The 15,297-nt window shown below is 65.4% G+C and carries 26 protein-coding genes and 1 tRNA gene; 13 read left to right on the top strand and 14 right to left on the bottom strand.

Features of this window, described 5'->3' with window-relative positions:
- Positions 1–69 precede the first annotated feature (69 nt).
- Positions 70–146, top strand: a tRNA-Met gene (locus OSH07_RS15320).
- Here OSH07_RS15320 and OSH07_RS15325 read toward each other — a convergent pair.
- The 14 genes from OSH07_RS15325 to OSH07_RS15390 form a co-directional block, all read right to left on the bottom strand.
- Positions 103–1,788 (bottom strand): recombinase family protein, encoded by a 1,686-nt coding sequence (locus OSH07_RS15325; RefSeq protein WP_338149887.1) that lies wholly within the window; start codon positions 1,786–1,788, stop codon positions 103–105. The genes OSH07_RS15320 and OSH07_RS15325 overlap by 44 nt on opposite strands.
- A complete protein-coding gene (locus OSH07_RS15330; protein WP_266339542.1) occupies positions 1,733–1,981 on the bottom strand; it encodes a hypothetical protein in 249 nt (82 codons plus the stop codon). The genes OSH07_RS15325 and OSH07_RS15330 overlap by 56 nt, the downstream gene beginning before the upstream one ends.
- Positions 1,978–2,325 (bottom strand): MerR family transcriptional regulator, encoded by a 348-nt coding sequence (locus OSH07_RS15335; RefSeq protein ID WP_266339543.1) that lies wholly within the window; start codon positions 2,323–2,325, stop codon positions 1,978–1,980. Before OSH07_RS15335 ends, OSH07_RS15330 begins: the two co-directional genes overlap by 4 nt.
- Positions 2,322–2,582, bottom strand: coding sequence for an RING finger protein (locus OSH07_RS15340; protein ID WP_266339544.1), 261 nt, complete (start codon positions 2,580–2,582; stop codon positions 2,322–2,324). Before OSH07_RS15340 ends, OSH07_RS15335 begins: the two co-directional genes overlap by 4 nt.
- Positions 2,579–3,223, bottom strand: a complete 645-nt coding sequence (locus OSH07_RS15345) for a hypothetical protein (RefSeq protein ID WP_266339545.1) — start codon at positions 3,221–3,223, stop codon at positions 2,579–2,581. Before OSH07_RS15345 ends, OSH07_RS15340 begins: the two co-directional genes overlap by 4 nt.
- Positions 3,220–3,390, bottom strand: coding sequence for a hypothetical protein (locus OSH07_RS15350; RefSeq protein ID WP_266339546.1), 171 nt, complete (start codon positions 3,388–3,390; stop codon positions 3,220–3,222). The genes OSH07_RS15345 and OSH07_RS15350 overlap by 4 nt, the downstream gene beginning before the upstream one ends.
- Positions 3,387–3,593 (bottom strand): hypothetical protein, encoded by a 207-nt coding sequence (locus OSH07_RS15355; protein WP_266339547.1) that lies wholly within the window; start codon positions 3,591–3,593, stop codon positions 3,387–3,389. The genes OSH07_RS15350 and OSH07_RS15355 overlap by 4 nt, the downstream gene beginning before the upstream one ends.
- On the bottom strand, positions 3,590–3,850 hold the full coding sequence (locus OSH07_RS15360; protein ID WP_266339548.1) for a hypothetical protein: 261 nt from the start codon (positions 3,848–3,850) through the stop codon (positions 3,590–3,592). Before OSH07_RS15360 ends, OSH07_RS15355 begins: the two co-directional genes overlap by 4 nt.
- The gene (locus OSH07_RS15365) at positions 3,847–5,862 is read right to left on the bottom strand and encodes a DNA cytosine methyltransferase (protein WP_266339549.1); all 2,016 of its coding nucleotides are present in this window, start codon (positions 5,860–5,862) and stop codon (positions 3,847–3,849) included. Before OSH07_RS15365 ends, OSH07_RS15360 begins: the two co-directional genes overlap by 4 nt.
- A complete protein-coding gene (locus OSH07_RS15370; protein ID WP_266339550.1) occupies positions 5,859–6,095 on the bottom strand; it encodes a hypothetical protein in 237 nt (78 codons plus the stop codon). Before OSH07_RS15370 ends, OSH07_RS15365 begins: the two co-directional genes overlap by 4 nt.
- Positions 6,092–6,217, bottom strand: coding sequence for a hypothetical protein (locus OSH07_RS15375; RefSeq protein ID WP_266339551.1), 126 nt, complete (start codon positions 6,215–6,217; stop codon positions 6,092–6,094). The genes OSH07_RS15370 and OSH07_RS15375 overlap by 4 nt, the downstream gene beginning before the upstream one ends.
- A gap of 90 nt (positions 6,218–6,307) precedes the next feature.
- Complete coding sequence (locus OSH07_RS15380) at positions 6,308–6,604, bottom strand: hypothetical protein (protein ID WP_266339552.1); 297 nt, start codon at positions 6,602–6,604, stop codon at positions 6,308–6,310.
- Positions 6,605–6,690: 86 nt separating this feature from the next.
- The gene (locus OSH07_RS15385; RefSeq protein ID WP_266339553.1) at positions 6,691–6,945 is read right to left on the bottom strand and encodes a hypothetical protein; all 255 of its coding nucleotides are present in this window, start codon (positions 6,943–6,945) and stop codon (positions 6,691–6,693) included.
- A 507-nt stretch (positions 6,946–7,452) separates the two neighbouring features.
- Complete coding sequence (locus tag OSH07_RS15390; RefSeq protein ID WP_266339554.1) at positions 7,453–8,124, bottom strand: S24 family peptidase; 672 nt, start codon at positions 8,122–8,124, stop codon at positions 7,453–7,455.
- 77 nt (positions 8,125–8,201) lie between these two features.
- Between OSH07_RS15390 and OSH07_RS15395 the strand changes: the two genes are divergently transcribed.
- The 12 genes from OSH07_RS15395 to OSH07_RS15450 all read left to right on the top strand — a co-directional run bounded on the left by OSH07_RS15395 (position 8,202) and on the right by OSH07_RS15450 (position 15,280).
- Positions 8,202–8,459 carry a hypothetical protein gene (locus OSH07_RS15395; RefSeq protein WP_266339555.1) on the top strand — a complete coding sequence of 86 codons (258 nt, stop codon included), beginning with the start codon at positions 8,202–8,204 and terminating at the stop codon, positions 8,457–8,459.
- 354 nt (positions 8,460–8,813) lie between these two features.
- Positions 8,814–9,305: a hypothetical protein gene (locus OSH07_RS15400; RefSeq protein ID WP_266339556.1), complete on the top strand. Its 492-nt coding sequence runs from the start codon at positions 8,814–8,816 to the stop codon at positions 9,303–9,305.
- The gene (locus OSH07_RS15405; RefSeq protein WP_266339557.1) at positions 9,302–9,454 is read left to right on the top strand and encodes a hypothetical protein; all 153 of its coding nucleotides are present in this window, start codon (positions 9,302–9,304) and stop codon (positions 9,452–9,454) included. The genes OSH07_RS15400 and OSH07_RS15405 overlap by 4 nt, the downstream gene beginning before the upstream one ends.
- A 5-nt stretch (positions 9,455–9,459) precedes the next feature.
- Positions 9,460–10,134: a hypothetical protein gene (locus OSH07_RS15410; RefSeq protein WP_266339558.1), complete on the top strand. Its 675-nt coding sequence runs from the start codon at positions 9,460–9,462 to the stop codon at positions 10,132–10,134.
- Complete coding sequence (locus OSH07_RS15415; protein WP_266339559.1) at positions 10,116–10,358, top strand: hypothetical protein; 243 nt, start codon at positions 10,116–10,118, stop codon at positions 10,356–10,358. The genes OSH07_RS15410 and OSH07_RS15415 overlap by 19 nt, the downstream gene beginning before the upstream one ends.
- Before the next feature lie 128 nt (positions 10,359–10,486).
- On the top strand, positions 10,487–10,714 hold the full coding sequence (locus tag OSH07_RS15420) for a DUF2312 domain-containing protein (RefSeq protein ID WP_266339688.1): 228 nt from the start codon (positions 10,487–10,489) through the stop codon (positions 10,712–10,714).
- Entirely contained in the window at positions 10,714–11,037 is a 324-nt protein-coding gene (locus OSH07_RS15425; protein ID WP_266339560.1) for a hypothetical protein, read from the top strand. The genes OSH07_RS15420 and OSH07_RS15425 overlap by 1 nt, the downstream gene beginning before the upstream one ends.
- A 24-nt stretch (positions 11,038–11,061) precedes the next feature.
- Positions 11,062–11,946: a DUF6551 family protein gene (locus tag OSH07_RS15430; RefSeq protein WP_266339561.1), complete on the top strand. Its 885-nt coding sequence runs from the start codon at positions 11,062–11,064 to the stop codon at positions 11,944–11,946.
- The gene (locus OSH07_RS15435) at positions 11,939–12,349 is read left to right on the top strand and encodes a helix-turn-helix domain-containing protein (RefSeq protein ID WP_277614290.1); all 411 of its coding nucleotides are present in this window, start codon (positions 11,939–11,941) and stop codon (positions 12,347–12,349) included. Before OSH07_RS15430 ends, OSH07_RS15435 begins: the two co-directional genes overlap by 8 nt.
- Entirely contained in the window at positions 12,346–13,572 is a 1,227-nt protein-coding gene (locus OSH07_RS15440) for an MT-A70 family methyltransferase (protein ID WP_266339562.1), read from the top strand. The genes OSH07_RS15435 and OSH07_RS15440 overlap by 4 nt, the downstream gene beginning before the upstream one ends.
- Complete coding sequence (locus OSH07_RS15445; RefSeq protein WP_266339563.1) at positions 13,569–14,120, top strand: helix-turn-helix domain-containing protein; 552 nt, start codon at positions 13,569–13,571, stop codon at positions 14,118–14,120. The genes OSH07_RS15440 and OSH07_RS15445 overlap by 4 nt, the downstream gene beginning before the upstream one ends.
- The gene (locus OSH07_RS15450; RefSeq protein WP_266339564.1) at positions 14,117–15,280 is read left to right on the top strand and encodes a helix-turn-helix domain-containing protein; all 1,164 of its coding nucleotides are present in this window, start codon (positions 14,117–14,119) and stop codon (positions 15,278–15,280) included. The genes OSH07_RS15445 and OSH07_RS15450 overlap by 4 nt, the downstream gene beginning before the upstream one ends.
- The last annotated feature ends 17 nt before the right edge of the window (positions 15,281–15,297 follow it).

A 15,297-nucleotide genomic window follows, 5' to 3' on the forward strand; every position in this document is an offset into this window, starting at 1 on the left:
CCGGGGTTCACAAAGGTCGGGTGTCCGTCTATATCACCCCTGCGCGACGACGGAAGTCGCCGCGCGTGACGCGGGGTGGAGCAGCCCGGTAGCTCGTCAGGCTCATAACCTGAAGGTCATCAGTTCAAATCTGGTCCCCGCAACCAGCATAACTTGATAAGCCCCGGCCTTAACGGCTGGGGCTTTTTCATTTGCGGCGATCGTGAGGATTCCAGCCAATTCTCCGACCACATCGAGGATGACTTCGTCGCCCCGGATCGTGATCTCGATCCGCTCGACGAGGCTCCGGATGTGGGCCATCGCTTCCGGCTTGGCCGTCTCGTCCTGGAGCTGCTCGTAGAACTCCTCGATCTGCTTCCGATAATTGTCGGCCATTCGAGGATGAAGAGCAGGGGGCGGGCGTTTGGCCCCGGCAAGACGGTCAGCCAGGATTGTCTTCCGCGCCTCCAGCTTCTGGCTCCTTTCTCGCACGACGTCGTCGGAGAGCGTTCCTGCCAGGACGGCATCGACCAGGCGGCCGAGATCCCGATCGATCTTCGCGATCTCCGCCTCATCGGCTTGGATCGTGGCCAGGATCGACGCCTGCAGGCGGTTGGTCTCACGGACGTAGGTGTCGCAGAATTCCTGGAAGGCATCCATCTCGAGCAGATTGAAGCGCAGGCCATCCAGGACGGCGCGCTCGACCTTCGAGCGCCGGATGAGGCGTCGATTGGCGCATGTGCCTTTGTTGGTGGCTCTGCTGCACTGCAGGTGATCCCTGCCGCTCACTGCATAGTTGGCGCCGCACTCACCGCAGACCAGGAGGCCCGATAGGAGATACTTCGCGCGCTTCCGGGCATTTAGCGGCTTCTGGCCGAAATCCTCGCGCGTCAGGCTTTCCTGCCGGTCACGGACGGTCTGCCATTCTTCGTCGCTGACGATCCGCAGGTCCGGTCGATCTCGGATGATCCATTCTGTCTCGGGGTTTTCCCGGGCGATCCGCTTGCCGGAGATCGGATCCTTGAGGAACCGCTGTCGGTTCCAGATCAGCTGTCCGCGGTAGAGCTCATTGTTCAGAATGCCGATGCCGCGCTTCCGGTTTCCGTTGATCGTGCTTGCCGACCATTCTCCGCCGCGAGGGCCGGCGACACCAGCAGCGTTCAGAGCTGACGCAATTGCCATCGGGGACTGGCCGATGGCGTATTGCCTGAAGATTCGACGGACGACTTCCGCCTCGGCCGCATTGATGGTCCGCTTGCCGCGGTCCGCATCTCCCAGGGTCAGGACGACGTCATAGCCGTAGCAGTTGCCTCCGCCCGACCGATCGGCCTCGACTCGACCCCGCTGGCCTCGGCGTGTCTTGTCAGCCAGGTCCTTGAGGAAGAGGGCGTTCATTGTCCCCTTGAGCCCGATGTGAAGTTGATTGATCTCGCCTTCTGCAAGGGTGACCATCCGGACGCTGCTGAACATCATCCGCTTGAAGAAGCCGGCGATGTCCTCCTGGTCCCGGGAGATGCGATCGAGCGCTTCCGACAGCACGATATCGAACCGGCCGGCGATGGCATCCGACATAAGCGCCTGAATCCCGGGTCTCAACATGGAGGACCCGGATATCGCGTGATCCGAGTATTCTTCGATTATCGTCCAGCCGAGGCGAGCTGCATGGTCCCGGCAAATTCGGAACTGATCCGAAATCGACGAAGCGCTTTGCATGTCCGATGAGTAACGGCCGTAGAGCGCTACCCGCACGGGATCAGATCCTCTCGACGTTGTCGTTGTTGGGCCACTGATTCCTTGCGCGGTAGTCATCTCTGGCTGCCTTGCGCGCGAGGATCCGGACAAACTCCATCAATCGCTCGTCGGTGCGAGTATCTGCGCTCTGTCGTCGAAGTAGCAAGGCCCCGTCCGCGCGTTCACTGGTTGCGTTGCCCGACTTCGATGCGGATATCCGCCCGCTGTCGCTACCCTGCTGCTTTGGATCGAGCCGGAGCCGCTTGCTCATGCCGCTTCCTCTTCGGCGGCGAGGCCGGCCAGTACGCTCTGGAGGGCGGCCGCCTGCCGCGCATGAGACTGCTCGGCCGCCGTCTGGATCTCCGGCAGGCGCCGTCGCAAGAAGGCATTGCGAGCCGGTGCTGTCATCGACAACATCTCCCGGATCTCCAGCAGCGTGAGACCGGCATCCGACCAGGCCGTGATCCGGCGGACGGTCTCGCGGTCGGCGTCCGAGTAGATGCGCATGGCGCCTCGCCGCGCCGGCTTCAGGATCTGGCGCTCTTCCCAGAAGCGGAGGGTGCGCAGGGTGAGGCCGAATTCCTCGACGAGGTCGCGGATTGTGAATTCGGTCATTCGTCGCTGCCTTCGTGCTCGATGAACTGCTGCGTCGGATCGCTCTCGTGGCCAGTCACGGACATCCAGATATTCGCCTCCACAACTTCGCGCACCAGTTCGGGGCGGACATTGAACGTCGTCGCAGCCTCGGCGATCGACGTCTCGCGGCTCTGCAGCGCGGACCATGTCTGGATCGCGCACTCAAGCTGATAGAGGCTGACGCCGACTTCGCCGTGCTCGACGAAGGTATCGCGCTCGTTGATCTCTGTCGTCATGCTGTTTCCGCTTCGATGTTCCGGTCAGCGATGGTGAAGGTGTAAGCGGCAACCCGAGGGTTGGCCTCCCAGGCGCCATCGCCGTTGATCGTGTTCCAGAGCCAGCCGTAGACGACCCGAGGGTCGGCGTGCGCGTATCCCAGATACTGGTCTCCCTTGCTGGCGACCCATCGCCGGGTTGTCCGCAACTGAATGAGGCCCTCGGCGATGGCGTCGGGCTTGCTGATGTCCTGCAGCCTCTCGACGCGGACGTCGGTCACGGTGAGGGTCAGCCGTGACGCCCATCGGGGCATGAACACACTAGGACGGCCGCGCGATCCCGAAGGCGAATAGCTGTCATCAGCCAGATAGAACACACCTGACGGCGGGACATCGCGAGGCGGAACCCCCTCGAACGTGCTGTGCGCTTTCCATGCCTCGCGCACCCAAAGACGATCACCGACCGCATGGGTCCGAGGCCAGCGATAGGGACGGTCGTCGGCGTCGAGGGCCTCGATCGCGCCAGCCTCGACGTATGCCAGTGGCTCGTCGGTCCAGGCGTCCAGCCGGCGGCGCGTCTGCGTTTTTCTGCCGTCCAGTAACGCTCGGACCATCGGCCCCGAAAACAGCATGGGGCGGTCCTTGGCTTTGGGCTCGTTCATGGCCGGTCCTTCTTCTCGGAGAAGGTGAACTCGGCGCCGCCGGCCAGGATTATGGCGAGCAGAAACCACCAGCCGGACCGGTCAAGCCAGAACACGGCATAGGCGGTCACGCCGAGGATCGCCGCGCCGTAGACGAGGATCATCAGAACGATGCGTTCCGCCCTCATGGCAGGACTCCTTCGTTGAGCAGGAAGCTGTCGATCGGCATCAGCCCGGTCGACGCGATCTCGTCGCGGCGCTCGCGGTTGCGCCGGCGGGCGGCGGCTCCGCCTCGATCCCAGCGGACGGCGCCGCCGCGCGCCTGGCGCCAGTGCAGGAAGTCGTTCGCCTGCTGGCGCATGGCCGGTGTGATGTCGCGGCGCTTGGTCATTCGACCACCTCGAGCGCCATGGAGTCGGTCATGCGCCCGCCGGTGGCGAGGTGCTCGTCGAGCATGGCCTGGCGCTTCTCGCGGCTGAGCGGCATCGTGTCGTCGTCCCGCTCGACGAAGCTGGTCGGCTCCTGGAGCAGTGCATCGAAGGTCGGCGCGCAGCAAACACCGAGCGTGCAACAGATGCCGGGATAGTAGCGGTCGCCGATGTCGAGCGGCCGATGGCAGCCCGCGCAAACGAGATAGTTGCGGCTCATTCTGCAGCCTCCATAAAGAGTGGGCCAATGTCGGAAGGGGCGGGAAGATCGACGTCCTCGACCGCGTAGTTCGCCGCGACCAGTGCCGCCGCCATGGGCGGGCAGACCGAGTTGCCGCACATGCGGTTCTGGCTGGTCTTGGTCAGCGGCGCGCCGTCGGCGCCGCGGTCGATGATGTAGCTGTCAGGGAAGCCCTGGGCGCGAAACAGCTCGCGCGGCGAGAGCATGCGCATGCCGATGTCGACGATCGCATAGGGCTCGCCGTCGATCTCGACCGTCACCAGACCGAAGCGCGGCTTGGCGGTGGCGGTGTGCAACGGCTCGTCGACCGGCTGGCCGTCCTCGGTCGAGCCGTAGTATTTGGCGATGAAGGCGCGGACCTCGGCGACATGGCCGCCGCCGGCACAAATCGTCGGCGCGGGCTCGTCGATCTCGGCGTCGCGCCGATCGCTGCCCTTGAGGTTCAGGATGCCGGCCGAGACAACCGACTGCGTGCTGCCCTTCGCGACGATGGTCGACATCGGCTCGCGCGCGTCGTGCCCGGGCTCCTGGTAGTTGTTCTGGGCAAGGAAGGCTGCAACGAGCGCTGTCTTGCCGCCGCCGCCGGCGGTGATCGTGCCGACAGGCGCGTCGGCCGCGCTGCCGATCGAAGCGCCGAATTGCCGCGAGAGATGGATGGCAGCGAGACTGCCCTGGTTGCTATCGGGAACAATGGTCCCGATCGGCCCATCGGCTTGCATGGTGCGCGGCTCTTGACCGTCTCGCTCGCCGTATCGCGGCACGAGATGGGGCGCAACCACGCTGAGCCCTGCGCCGCCGGCTGTGACGGTGTGCGTCGGTTCGTCCGCGCCATTGAAGGGCTTCTGCGCGTTGCGCATGGTCATCAGGTGCGGCGCGACGAGGCAGTTCTGGTCCTTCGACGACGCGGTGATCGTGTGCAGGGGCGTCTCCGGCGAACGGACCGCGCCGCCCTGCTGCGCATAGGAAAGAACCGGAGCGACAAGCGCGGCTTCCCCGCGGTGCGCGGCCGTAACGGTACGGGCGGGCTCCTCGAGCGAATGGGCGCGGTCGCCGCCCTGATGGGTGAGCGGCGCGGTGAAGGGCGTGACCAGACCGAGCGGCACGGCGCCGCCGGGCCGCTTGATGAAGCTGTTAGCGGTGACGGTTGCCAGCGGCTCGTCGATGGCGCGGCCGACCTGGTCGTGCCGGAACGACACGACGAAGGGCTTGGCGGCATCCAGCACGTAGCGCTGCACGCCCTTGGCGATCCTCGCCATGGTGGCCTCGGCCAGCGGCCGCTTGGCGCCGACGGCGCGCGCCTCTTCCTTCGTCAGGAAGATCGACGGGCACGGCAGCGACCAGTCGATGATCTCTGCGGCGGTGCGCCAGGGCCGCAGCTTGCCCGACTTCACAGCCTCCGACTTCGGGTCACCATGCGCCGGCTTCGGCCAGATGATCGGCCGGCCGTCGCGGCGCGCGATCAGGAACAGGCGCTTGCGGATCGTCGGCGCGCCATAGTCGCAGGCGCGCATCTCGCGCCATTCGACCTTGTAGCCGAGCTTGCGCAGCTCGTCGGTCCACTGCCTGAACGTTTCGCCCTTCCGTTCGGGACACGGCATGCCGTCCTCGCGGAGCGGTCCCCAGCCCTGAAACTCCTCGACGTTCTCGAGGATGATCACGCGCGGCCGCACCTGGCGCGCCCAGCGGACGACGACCCAAGCCAGGTCACGGATGTTGCGGGCGACGGGCTTGCCGCCCTTGGCCTTGGAGAAGTGCTTGCAGTCGGGCGAGGCCCAGAGCAGGCCGACCGGGCGGCCGGCGGTCACCGCGTGCGGATCGACCTTCCAGACATTGTGCGGCAGGTGCAGCGTGTCGGGATGGTTCGCCGCGTGCATGGAAAGCGCCTCGGCATCGTGGTTGATGGCGATGTCGGGCGAGCGGCCCAGCGCGATCTCGATGCCGGTGGACGCGCCGCCGCCGCCGGCGAAGCTGTCGACGATGATCTCCATCATCGCGCTGCATCCTCGGCCAGCCACTTTTCGAGCGCGTCCAGAAGGGCGGCGTCGTGGGCGCGTTCGTTGGCGATGCGCAGGGCCGTGGCGACGACCTGGGCCACCTTTTTGACGGCGGAGCGCGGCGTCGGCTGGCGCAGGCGCTTGGCGTCGCAGAGCAGGCGCCATGCCTCGCTCATCAGGTCGGCGGCGTGGGCCAGGGCTTGCTGATCGGCCGGGGAAATGACCGTCATGGCGCGAAGCCGATCGCGAAGATGATCACCAGTCCCGCCATCGCCGGCAGGAAGGCGAGCGCCAACCAGTCGTCCCGTTCGCTTCCGCGAACGGCGTCATAGAAATCCAGAACGGTTTTCATGGGGGTCTCGTCGAAGGACAGGATCGTCCGGCGACGCGGCTTCGGTGGGGGAGGGGCAGGGACCGAAGCCGCGCTGGCCTGACGATCGTGTCAGATGCTGGGGGCCAACTTGGTCGCGGCCATGCACGAGGCGTCGGTGTCTGTTGCTGCCCTGACTGACCTGTAGCTTGCCTCGTATTCCTCGCGGCCGGTTATCTCGATAGCGACGCCCTCGGTCCTGATGGTCAGGAAATGGACGTCCTTCAGCGCTTCGGCATCGACGACGATTTCCATGGAGAGGGAAGCAGCAGAGTCCTTCACGGTCTCAGCCAGTTGTTCCGCCAGGCGAATGATCGGCGATATCGCCTCTGCAACTCCGGGTACCCCGAGGGGGCTTATCTTGTTCATTGGGTTGTCTCCGGGACAGGATCGTCCGGCGACGCGGCTTCGGCGGGTGGGGAATTCGCCGAAGCCGCGCTGGCCTGACGATCGTGTCAGGCCGCGAGAAGCTCGGTGGTCCGGCGCTCGGCGATCTGGCGGGCTTCGGCTGCGTGCAGCAGGATCTCGCCCTGGGTGAAGCCGCAGAGCTTCAGGTGGTCAGCGTCGCAGCTGCCGCTGATCGATGCCTGCTCGATCATCTCGGACGCCATCAGGTCCGGCAGGCGGCCGGTGCGACGGGCGACGTCGAGGGCCGTCTCGTTGCTCTTGTTGGTGCGCCGATGGCGCAGCGAATTGGCGTGGATCTTCATGGGTCGCTCCATCGGAACCGGGCTCGGTTCGGTGCGCGAGGCGGAATGCCTGCGCCGATGGGGAACTATTGTACGGAAAAATCCGCACGTCAACCCTAGATGCGGTAAATTCCGCATCTCGATCCGCACGAGATTTGCCCCTTTTCGTTCTTGCTTTGTTCTGTTTTCGGAGTCAGCGTGAGAGGGCCAACAGGGAGAGGGTCCGATGATTACCTACTATGTCGTCCAATCGTTCCAGGCCTCAAAGAGGGGTGTTCTAGTGGCCGATCAGCCCGTCTTGGTGGGATCTGCGGACGAGGCTTCGGCGAGAGCTCGGCGGCTGTCGGAGACAAGAACGGGTGTCGTTGCCTTCTCAAGGACGGGCGATGACACGACCGGGGAATATGCCGATGCGGTTATTATCGCCGCATATGGACGAATGCCGCTAGAGGCTGATCCGCTCTCTGATGTTGCGTGATCTAGGAAAGAGAAAGGCCCGGGCATCGAACGGGCCTTTGTCACATCGACTCACCGCCTGTCGTATTTGCCGACGACGCGGTGACAGACCGGCCAATCAACTCGATCGACACTAAAGTCTTGCGCTGGGTTGTACTGACGCAGCCGCCATTCTTTCGCGGCGCTGCTCACCAGCGTCTTAATCATCGCCTCTGACTCCCCATTGGGAGGCATATGATAGAGCACAACCTCCGTATCGGGCGTCGGCGCAAGGTGGGGGTTGATGAGTGCGATATCGTTCGGTCGGTATAAGGGCGACATCGACGTATTCACCACTAGGATGCCATAGGCGCCCTTTACGCGTTCAAGGATCACCGGCCGCTTGACCCAGTCGATCGGATCGAAGGTCACGATCTCGTGTCCGTGCCCGCCCATAGCGGCTGCATAAACCGGAAGATCTTTAGCGCCGACAAGTTCATGGCCGGGAATGATAGTGGGCGCCAGAGCCGTCGCTGCCGAGGGCTCCGCCGTAGCCCGGCCAGTCAATCTTCCTGCCGGAAGTCCCAGCACTTCTTCGATCGCAAGCAGCTCGGCCGCGCCAATGGACTCTTTCTTGCCGCCTAAAAAATCCCGGATGTAATCCTTGCCTCTGCCGATGTCGCGGGCGAGCCTGGTGGGGTCGGTCCGCCCCTCCATCTCATTTAGGAGAAGCGTCCTCAGTTGATCTGCGCGGATTGCTGACATGTGCGGATTATTCCGCTTTTCCGTGTGCGGATGCCATGCGGTAATTTCCTCTTGTCATGTGCGGATAAATCCGCATATTGGCGCTCATGGAAGAGTCACTTCGGCATAGTCTTTTGGCATTGGCCGCCGCCTTTGAGGCGGCGACAGACATTTCGCCTGCGACAGTCGGAAAGCGGGCACTGAACGACAACACGTTCTTCCATCGCCTTCGAGATGGGCGTGGCTTCAACGTGCGAACTTACGATCGCCTGGTGGCATGGTTCGCGGATGAATGGCCCGAGCACGGCGCGTGGCCGGACGATGTCGAGCGCCCCAAAGCGGAGGAAAGCGCATGAGCGTCGAGTCCGACATGGCAATGGTGGACCGTCTTCGCGCCGCCGAGGGCTCCGATCTTCCGGCTGCGGCCGGACCGAGAAGCGATCGTCGAATGGTCTACGGGACGATCGTGACTGGCCTGCGCGCTATGTGGCGGCGCGCAGGTTCCTTCCTCCCCAGACTTGGAGCGGGCCGGGATCTCCTTCAGCCGAGCCCGCTCCATTTTGGCGAGAATCAGCATCCTGACGGTCGACATCTGCGCGGCCCTCCCTGAGGCGTTTCCGACGCTCCCCTTCTGACAGACCGAAACCGTTCCCACTCTGGGAAAGCCTCATGGCGTTTCCCGAGCCGGGAAAGCTTTGCCCGAGGCGACCATGTCCCGACCCATCTCCGACGCCTGGTTCCACCGCGTGAAATCCGCCACCCGCGACCTTGTCCAGGCCTGCGGCGGGCTGAAGCGCGTCGAGGCCATCGCGCATGCCTCGAAATCCGAGGTCTCGCGCTGGCAGGTCGCCACTGACGAGGCGATCATTCCGCTGGCAGCCGTGCTCGTGCTCGAGGCCGATTGCGGACTGCCGCTCGTGACGACCGTCATGGCGGATCTCGGCGGGCGCCGGCTGGAAGGCCCGTCCGAGGAGGCGGGCAGCGCAGCCGCCGTTCTCGCGCACTACACCGAGACGATGCGCGCGGCGTCCGAGTTGCTCGGATCGGCGGCGGCCGCCTTCGCCGATGGCCTGATTACCGGCGCCGAACTGGAAATTCTCGACCGCAACGCCGGCACGCTTGAGCGCGTCGTGGCGGGCCTGCGCCTCGGCATCGCGCAGGCCAAGGGCGGGCCGGTCCTTCGTGTCGTGGGGACCGAGTGAGCACCTTCGCCGAAACCCCACCGGCTGAGGCGCGCGACACGCTTTGGCGCGCCATCAGCATCACCGGCCTCTGGTTCTGCAGCGCGACCGCGCTGCTCCTGACCGGGGCCGCCATCGTTTCCACCGTCATTGATTGGGTGAAGTCATGAGATGGATGCAGACCCGCTCCGGCCTTGCGGTCGACCTGGCGCGGCCGGACCTCTCGGCGATCGACATGATGGTCGATGTCGCCATTCCGCTTTCGCTGACCAACCGCTTCGCCGGGCATACGGCGAAGCTGGATTGCGGAGGCTTTTCGACCGCGCAGCACGCCTATCTCGGCGCCGACGCCGTGCTGCAGGAGACCGGCGGCGACACCGACGCCGCGCTGGCCTTCCTGCTGCACGACGCGCACGAAGCCTTCATCGGCGACCCGACGTCGCCGTTCGTCGCCAGCCTCGACCGTATGGCGATCGACCGGCTCGGCCGGCCGGTGAACGGCGTCATCCAGAGCACTCTCAAGATCATGAAGGCGGGGCTCGACGCCGAAATCTATCGCCGGCTTGGGCTGGACTGGCCGCTCTCGGCCTATCTGCATGGCATCGTCGCCGACATGGATCTGCGCATGCTGCGGCGCGAGCGCGACGAGCTGATTGGTGATCCGCCCGGACCGTGGGCGAACAATGTCGAGACGGCCGCGCCGATCCGAAGCCTCGAGGGCTGGGATTTCTTCCGCGGTGGCAGCCGGATGGATGTGGCGCGCGAATGGATGTCGCGGCTTCGCGCCTGGCACCCGCGACATGTCGAGGTGCAGAGCCGGGGAGGTGAGCCGTGGCTGCTCCCATCCTGACGCTCGACCTCTTCGTGCATGGCCGGACGGATCGCGCCGTCCGCCTGTCGCGTGATGGCGACCTGCGCAATTCGCGCTGGGTCGCGCTCGCGCATCTGGATGTCGCCATGGCGGGCGCCTCGCGCGCGATCGTCACCATTCCGCGCTGGCTGGCCGAACAGGAAGAGCTGATGACGCCGGCCGCCGATGCCGGCCAGGCCGAGCTTTTCGGAGGCGCGGCATGAGCGAGCATGAGGACGTCTACGATCCCTATGCAGTCGGCCATGCCCGGCCGGGCAAGACGCTCAATCCGAAATCTGCGGCCGACGACAAGTCCGACAGCGATGGCGAAGGCGGCGACTACGTCAACGGCATTGCCGCGTCGCAGCTGCGGTCGCTCGTCGAGCGGATCGAGCGCCTCGAGGAAGAGAAGAAGGCGATCGCCGACGACATCAAGGCCGTCTACGGCGAGGCCAAGGCGCATGGCTATGACACCAAGACGGTGCGCAAGGTCGTGGCGCTGCGCAAGAAGGATCCGAACGAGCGCGAAGAGGAAGAGGCAATCCTCGAACTCTACAAGAACGCGCTGGGGATGGTCTGATGGCGTCGCCCCAAGACAGCGCGGCGCGCGCGGCCATCGGCTGGGACATCGATCGCCAGACGTTCGGCCTCTTCGTCCATGCGCATCGATCCGAGATCCTCGGCGTCAGCATGCGCGCAGCCGCCACGATTACCGGCATTTCCTACGCCACGCACTGCCGCGCTGAACGCGCGCAGCCGATCTCGGCCGGCAACATGCTGCGGCTCTGCCTCTGGATCGACGCCAATCCCTACTGGTTCCTCGTCGACCCCAAGACGGGCAAGCGGCTGGTGAACCCGCCGGAAGCGCCGGTTCCACGCGAAACACCTGGTGAAACACGTTGAATTCATTGAACGGAGGCATGGCGTATGAGCGAGCATGACGTGTCCGGCGGCGACCTTGCCGCCATGGTTCCGGGCTTCCGGCCGATCAAGGCGATTCCGATCGCTGGTGTCGAGCCGAACGAAGTCGTGGCCGACCGGCCTGAATTTCGCTGGGTCGATCCGACGACGCTCTGCGTCGAGGAAAAGTATCAGCGCGAGCTGGCGGACAAGTCGGTCACCCTGATCCGCCGCATCGTCGGGAACTGGTCGTGGGATTCGTTCAAGCCGCCGGTCTGCGCCGAGGGCGATGACGGCGTGTTGATGGTGATCGATGGGCAGCACACGGCGATCGCCGCGGCGAGCCATCCCGGCATCGACGCGATTCCCGTCATGGTGGTCGACGCGGCCGAGCTGGCGCTGCGCGCCATGGCCTTCGTCCGGCACAATTCCAACCGCGTCGCGATGACGAGCAACCAGCTCTACTACGCCGCGCTCGCCGCGGGCGACGAGATCGCGGTGGCCATGGATCAGGCCTGCGAAAAGGCGGGCGCGCGCATCCTGCGCAGCCCGCCGGCGCAGGGAATCTTCAAGGTCGGCGACACGATGGCGATCGCCGGGCTGCGCGCGATTACCGAGCGGCGCGGCGTCAATTTCACGGCGCGGATGCTGAAGATCCTGATCGATGCGCAGCGCGCGCCGCTGGCCTCGGCCGAGATCGGCGCGGTCACCGCACTGCTGACCGAGCCGGAATGGAAGGATTCGCTCGATCCGGCCGACCTGACGGCAACGATCCGTTCGAAGTCGGCCCGCCAGTGGCAGGCTCATGCCGAATCCACCGTGCGCAAGGGCATGAAGATGCCGATGGCTCGCGCCCTGGCCATCGCCTGGTTCCGCGCCACGCCGAAACAACGGCAGGCGCGCAATGGCTGATCTTGCGGCAAAGGTGGCCATGCTCGAGGCCGAGAACGCGATCCTCCGGGACCGTGTCGCGACGCTCGAGCGCGACGCCGGTCTTCATCTGCACCTGCCGCCCGGTCTGGGCCTGACGCCACACGAGGCGCGGGTCTTCCTGGCGCTGCTGAAGCGCGATGTCTGCAGCAAGGAGCAGCTGATGAATGCTGCCTATGACCTGCTGCATGACGGCGAACTGCCGGCCATCAAGATCATCGACGTCTTCATCTGCAAGATCCGCAGGAAACTGAAGCCGCACGACATTTCGATCGGCACGCTCTGGGGACGGGGCTACTACCTCGATGCCGAGGCGCGGCAGCGCGCAAACGACATGATCACGACCTTCAACGCCGCGTTGTCGCGGCCAGCGGAGGCGGCATGACGACGGTGGCGCCCTGGCAGCCTGGCGATGTGCCGGCGCCGGTCGGCCAGCTGCCGTTTCACGAGCTGGCGAACCTGTTTCCGCTGATCGAGGGCGACGCCTTCGACGACCTGATGGCGGACATCGCAGCCAACGGGCTGCAGGAGCCGATCGAGCTGCTCGACGGCGCCATCCTCGACGGCCGCAACCGCTACCGCGCCGCGCTCGCCGTCGGCGCGACGGTTCACACGCGCCAGTTTCGCGGTAGCGACCCGCTCGCCTATGTCATGTCGAGAAACCTGCATCGCCGTCAGTTGTCGCCGAGCCAGCGCGCGATCATCGCCGCGCGCGTCGCGACGATGCGCCAAGGCGAGCGAACGGACCTGACCGAACCTTCCGCAAATTTGCGGAAGGTCAGCCAGGGCGAGGCGGCGCGCGCCGCGAACGTCTCGGATCGCAGCGTCACGACGGCGCGCGAAGTGCTGGCGCATGGCTCGGCCGAACTGGTCCGCGCCGTCGAGGGCGGGCGCGTCTCTGTTTCAGCAGCGGCCGACATCGCATCCTTGCCGATCGACCAGCAAAAGCGTTTGGTCGAGAGCGTCGATCCGCGCGCCTTCGCGGCCGTGGCGCGCCAGTTTCGCGACCGAAAGACGGCGGAGAAGAAGGCAAAGCGCGCCGGTCGCGAGGCGGCACTGGCAGTTCGCCAGCGCGCGTTGCCGGAAAAGCGCTTCGGCGTGATCTACGCCGACCCGGAATGGCAGTTCGAGGTCTATAGCCGCGAGACGGGCATGGATCGCGCGGCCGACAACCACTATCCGACCTCGCCGACCAACGACATCGTGGCGCGCCCGGTCGGCGACATCGCGGCGAAGGATTCGGTGCTGTTCCTCTGGGCGACCGCGCCGATGATCAAGGCTGCGCTGCGCGTCATGGAGCATTGGGGCTTCACCTACAAGGCGCAGTTCATCTGGCTAAAGGACCGGATCAGCACTGGCTTCTGGAACCGCAACAAGCACGAGCTGCTGCTCGTCGGCACGCGGGGCGACATCCCTGCGCCGGCGATGGGCGAGCAATGGCCCTCGGTGATCGAGGCGCCCGTCGGCGAGCATTCGGCGAAGCCGGAGATCTTCGCCGAGATGATCGAAGCCTATTACCCGAACCTCCCCAAGATAGAGCTGAACGCCCGCCGCGCGCGGCCGGGATGGGACGTCTGGGGGCTGGAAGCGCCGGAGGCGGTGGCATGAACCACGCAACACCTGAAGACCTCGCCATGTCGCGCGGGCAGCGGATCGAGGCCTGCCGACGATCCCTGTCGCTGCTGTTGATCCACCATGGCGCGAACCCGCCCGATGGCGCCGCGCGCGCCGCCGTGGCGCGCCTGCGCGGCCAGATCGCGGCCGGGGCGACTGCTGTGCGGCGGGACGAGCCGCCGCCTCTGTTGGCGCCGGCGGCAGTCGCCCGCCGGCGGGAGCGTGCCGCCAAGGTGGTGGCCGCGCGGCCGTCGCGGAGGAAGGCGCCGGACGTCGACATGGAACATCTGCTGTCGATTGCCGCCGCGGTGATGCTGCGTGATGGCCTCAACGAGAATGAGCTGTTCTCGCACCGGCGGAACCCTGCCTTGGTGCGGGCGCGCCATGAGATCATGTATCGCGCCGCCAAGGAGACGAAACTGTCGCTGCCGCAGATCGGCCGCTTCCTCGAGCGCGATCATTCTTCTGTTGTCCACGGCATCGCGCGACATGCGGAAAGACTCGGCCTAGATCGGCCGCGACCGCCGGGAGGCGTGGCATGAGCGGGCCGCGCTATTCGATCATCCATGGCGAGGCCGCCACGGATCCGCGCTTGAAGGGCAAGGCCCTGCAAGTGCTCTGCATGCTCGGTCGCCACACGGATCGCGGCGGCTGGTGTTCGCGCAGCCAGGTGAAGATGGCCGAGCAGTTGCAGTGCGCACGCTCGACCGTCCAGGCGGCGATCGCGATCCTCGTCGAGTGCGGGTATGTCCAGCAACAGGAGCGCTTCCATCCGAACAATGGCAAGCGTTCGCATGAATATCGCGTTCTGCTCGACGACAAGCGGCCGGCCGAATTCATCAATAGTCTTGATGATTACGATGATGACGAGGACGACGTTACTATCGATCCGGCTTCCCCCCATGCCGGTATACCGGCATCCCCCATGCCGCCCCAGAACCGGCATGGGGATGCCGGTCCAGAACCGGCATCCAATAGAACGATCCCTTCTAATAACGACTTGGAGAGAGAGGCGCGCGCGCCGCTTGGATCGGGATCGGAAATTCGCAGGAAGCTCGATGCCGGCGCCGAGCGAGCGGCCTTGGCCGAAGTTGCGCGGGCCGACGAAGCGTTCATGTCTCAGTTTCGACAGTGGCCGAAACAGGACACCGACAACATCGTCCGTTCCCATGGCAGCTGGCTGCGGCTGTCGGCGGCGGATCGAGTCGCTGCGAGCGCGGCCGTGCCGGTCTTCATCGCTAAGCTGCGCATCGACAGGGCTCATTGCCGCTTCTTCACGTTCATCGAAGAACGGAAATGGCTGGATCTCGCCTCTAAAACCGGCGGCGTGTCGCCGGCTGGCGTGCCGCTGCCGATCGAGCCCGGGACCGATCTGTGGTGGGCCGTGTTCTGGCGGCGGTGGAAGGCCGGCGAGCGCGTGAAGTTCATGTTCGAGCAGGCCTTTCCGCTCGGGGGGCAGGCGCGGCAAGGCATCGGCGTGTCGGCCAACGCGGTCCCGAAACAGGACGAAGTTGCGGCTCTGGTGACCATTGCCGTGCGGGACGCTGCCGGCAATCAGACGGCGGAGTTCCATGCCTGGGCGGATCGCATGGCGCAGGATTCGTTGTTCCGCTTCAACGCCAACGACCTGCGGATGCCGTTCATCAAGGTGCCGAGCCAGTGGCCGTCCGATCTTGCTCAGACTGTGACGAGGGCCGGCTGATGATTCTGAAAGTAGGT

The organism is Kaistia nematophila, from assembly GCF_026343855.1.
Classification (GTDB): Bacteria; Pseudomonadota; Alphaproteobacteria; order Rhizobiales; family Kaistiaceae; genus Kaistia; species Kaistia nematophila.

Bases quoted from the DNA above. Each gene is read 5' to 3' on its own strand.
- OSH07_RS15325 (WP_338149887.1), bottom strand. From the start codon at position 1,788: ATGACTACCGCGCAAGGAATCAGTGGCCCAACAACGACAACGTCGAGA.
- OSH07_RS15330 (WP_266339542.1), bottom strand. From the start codon at position 1,981: ATGAGCAAGCGGCTCCGGCTCGATCCAAAGCAGCAGGGTAGCGACAGC.
- OSH07_RS15335 (WP_266339543.1), bottom strand. From the start codon at position 2,325: ATGACCGAATTCACAATCCGCGACCTCGTCGAGGAATTCGGCCTCACC.
- OSH07_RS15340 (WP_266339544.1), bottom strand. From the start codon at position 2,582: ATGACGACAGAGATCAACGAGCGCGATACCTTCGTCGAGCACGGCGAA.
- OSH07_RS15345 (WP_266339545.1), bottom strand. From the start codon at position 3,223: ATGAACGAGCCCAAAGCCAAGGACCGCCCCATGCTGTTTTCGGGGCCG.
- OSH07_RS15350 (WP_266339546.1), bottom strand. From the start codon at position 3,390: ATGAGGGCGGAACGCATCGTTCTGATGATCCTCGTCTACGGCGCGGCG.
- OSH07_RS15355 (WP_266339547.1), bottom strand. From the start codon at position 3,593: ATGACCAAGCGCCGCGACATCACACCGGCCATGCGCCAGCAGGCGAAC.
- OSH07_RS15360 (WP_266339548.1), bottom strand. From the start codon at position 3,850: ATGAGCCGCAACTATCTCGTTTGCGCGGGCTGCCATCGGCCGCTCGAC.
- OSH07_RS15365 (WP_266339549.1), bottom strand. From the start codon at position 5,862: ATGATGGAGATCATCGTCGACAGCTTCGCCGGCGGCGGCGGCGCGTCC.
- OSH07_RS15370 (WP_266339550.1), bottom strand. From the start codon at position 6,095: ATGACGGTCATTTCCCCGGCCGATCAGCAAGCCCTGGCCCACGCCGCC.
- OSH07_RS15375 (WP_266339551.1), bottom strand. From the start codon at position 6,217: ATGAAAACCGTTCTGGATTTCTATGACGCCGTTCGCGGAAGCGAACGG.
- OSH07_RS15380 (WP_266339552.1), bottom strand. From the start codon at position 6,604: ATGAACAAGATAAGCCCCCTCGGGGTACCCGGAGTTGCAGAGGCGATA.
- OSH07_RS15385 (WP_266339553.1), bottom strand. From the start codon at position 6,945: ATGAAGATCCACGCCAATTCGCTGCGCCATCGGCGCACCAACAAGAGC.
- OSH07_RS15390 (WP_266339554.1), bottom strand. From the start codon at position 8,124: ATGTCAGCAATCCGCGCAGATCAACTGAGGACGCTTCTCCTAAATGAG.
- OSH07_RS15400 (WP_266339556.1), top strand. From the start codon at position 8,814: ATGTCCCGACCCATCTCCGACGCCTGGTTCCACCGCGTGAAATCCGCC.
- OSH07_RS15410 (WP_266339558.1), top strand. From the start codon at position 9,460: ATGCAGACCCGCTCCGGCCTTGCGGTCGACCTGGCGCGGCCGGACCTC.
- OSH07_RS15425 (WP_266339560.1), top strand. From the start codon at position 10,714: ATGGCGTCGCCCCAAGACAGCGCGGCGCGCGCGGCCATCGGCTGGGAC.
- OSH07_RS15430 (WP_266339561.1), top strand. From the start codon at position 11,062: ATGAGCGAGCATGACGTGTCCGGCGGCGACCTTGCCGCCATGGTTCCG.
- OSH07_RS15435 (WP_277614290.1), top strand. From the start codon at position 11,939: ATGGCTGATCTTGCGGCAAAGGTGGCCATGCTCGAGGCCGAGAACGCG.
- OSH07_RS15440 (WP_266339562.1), top strand. From the start codon at position 12,346: ATGACGACGGTGGCGCCCTGGCAGCCTGGCGATGTGCCGGCGCCGGTC.
- OSH07_RS15445 (WP_266339563.1), top strand. From the start codon at position 13,569: ATGAACCACGCAACACCTGAAGACCTCGCCATGTCGCGCGGGCAGCGG.
- OSH07_RS15450 (WP_266339564.1), top strand. From the start codon at position 14,117: ATGAGCGGGCCGCGCTATTCGATCATCCATGGCGAGGCCGCCACGGAT.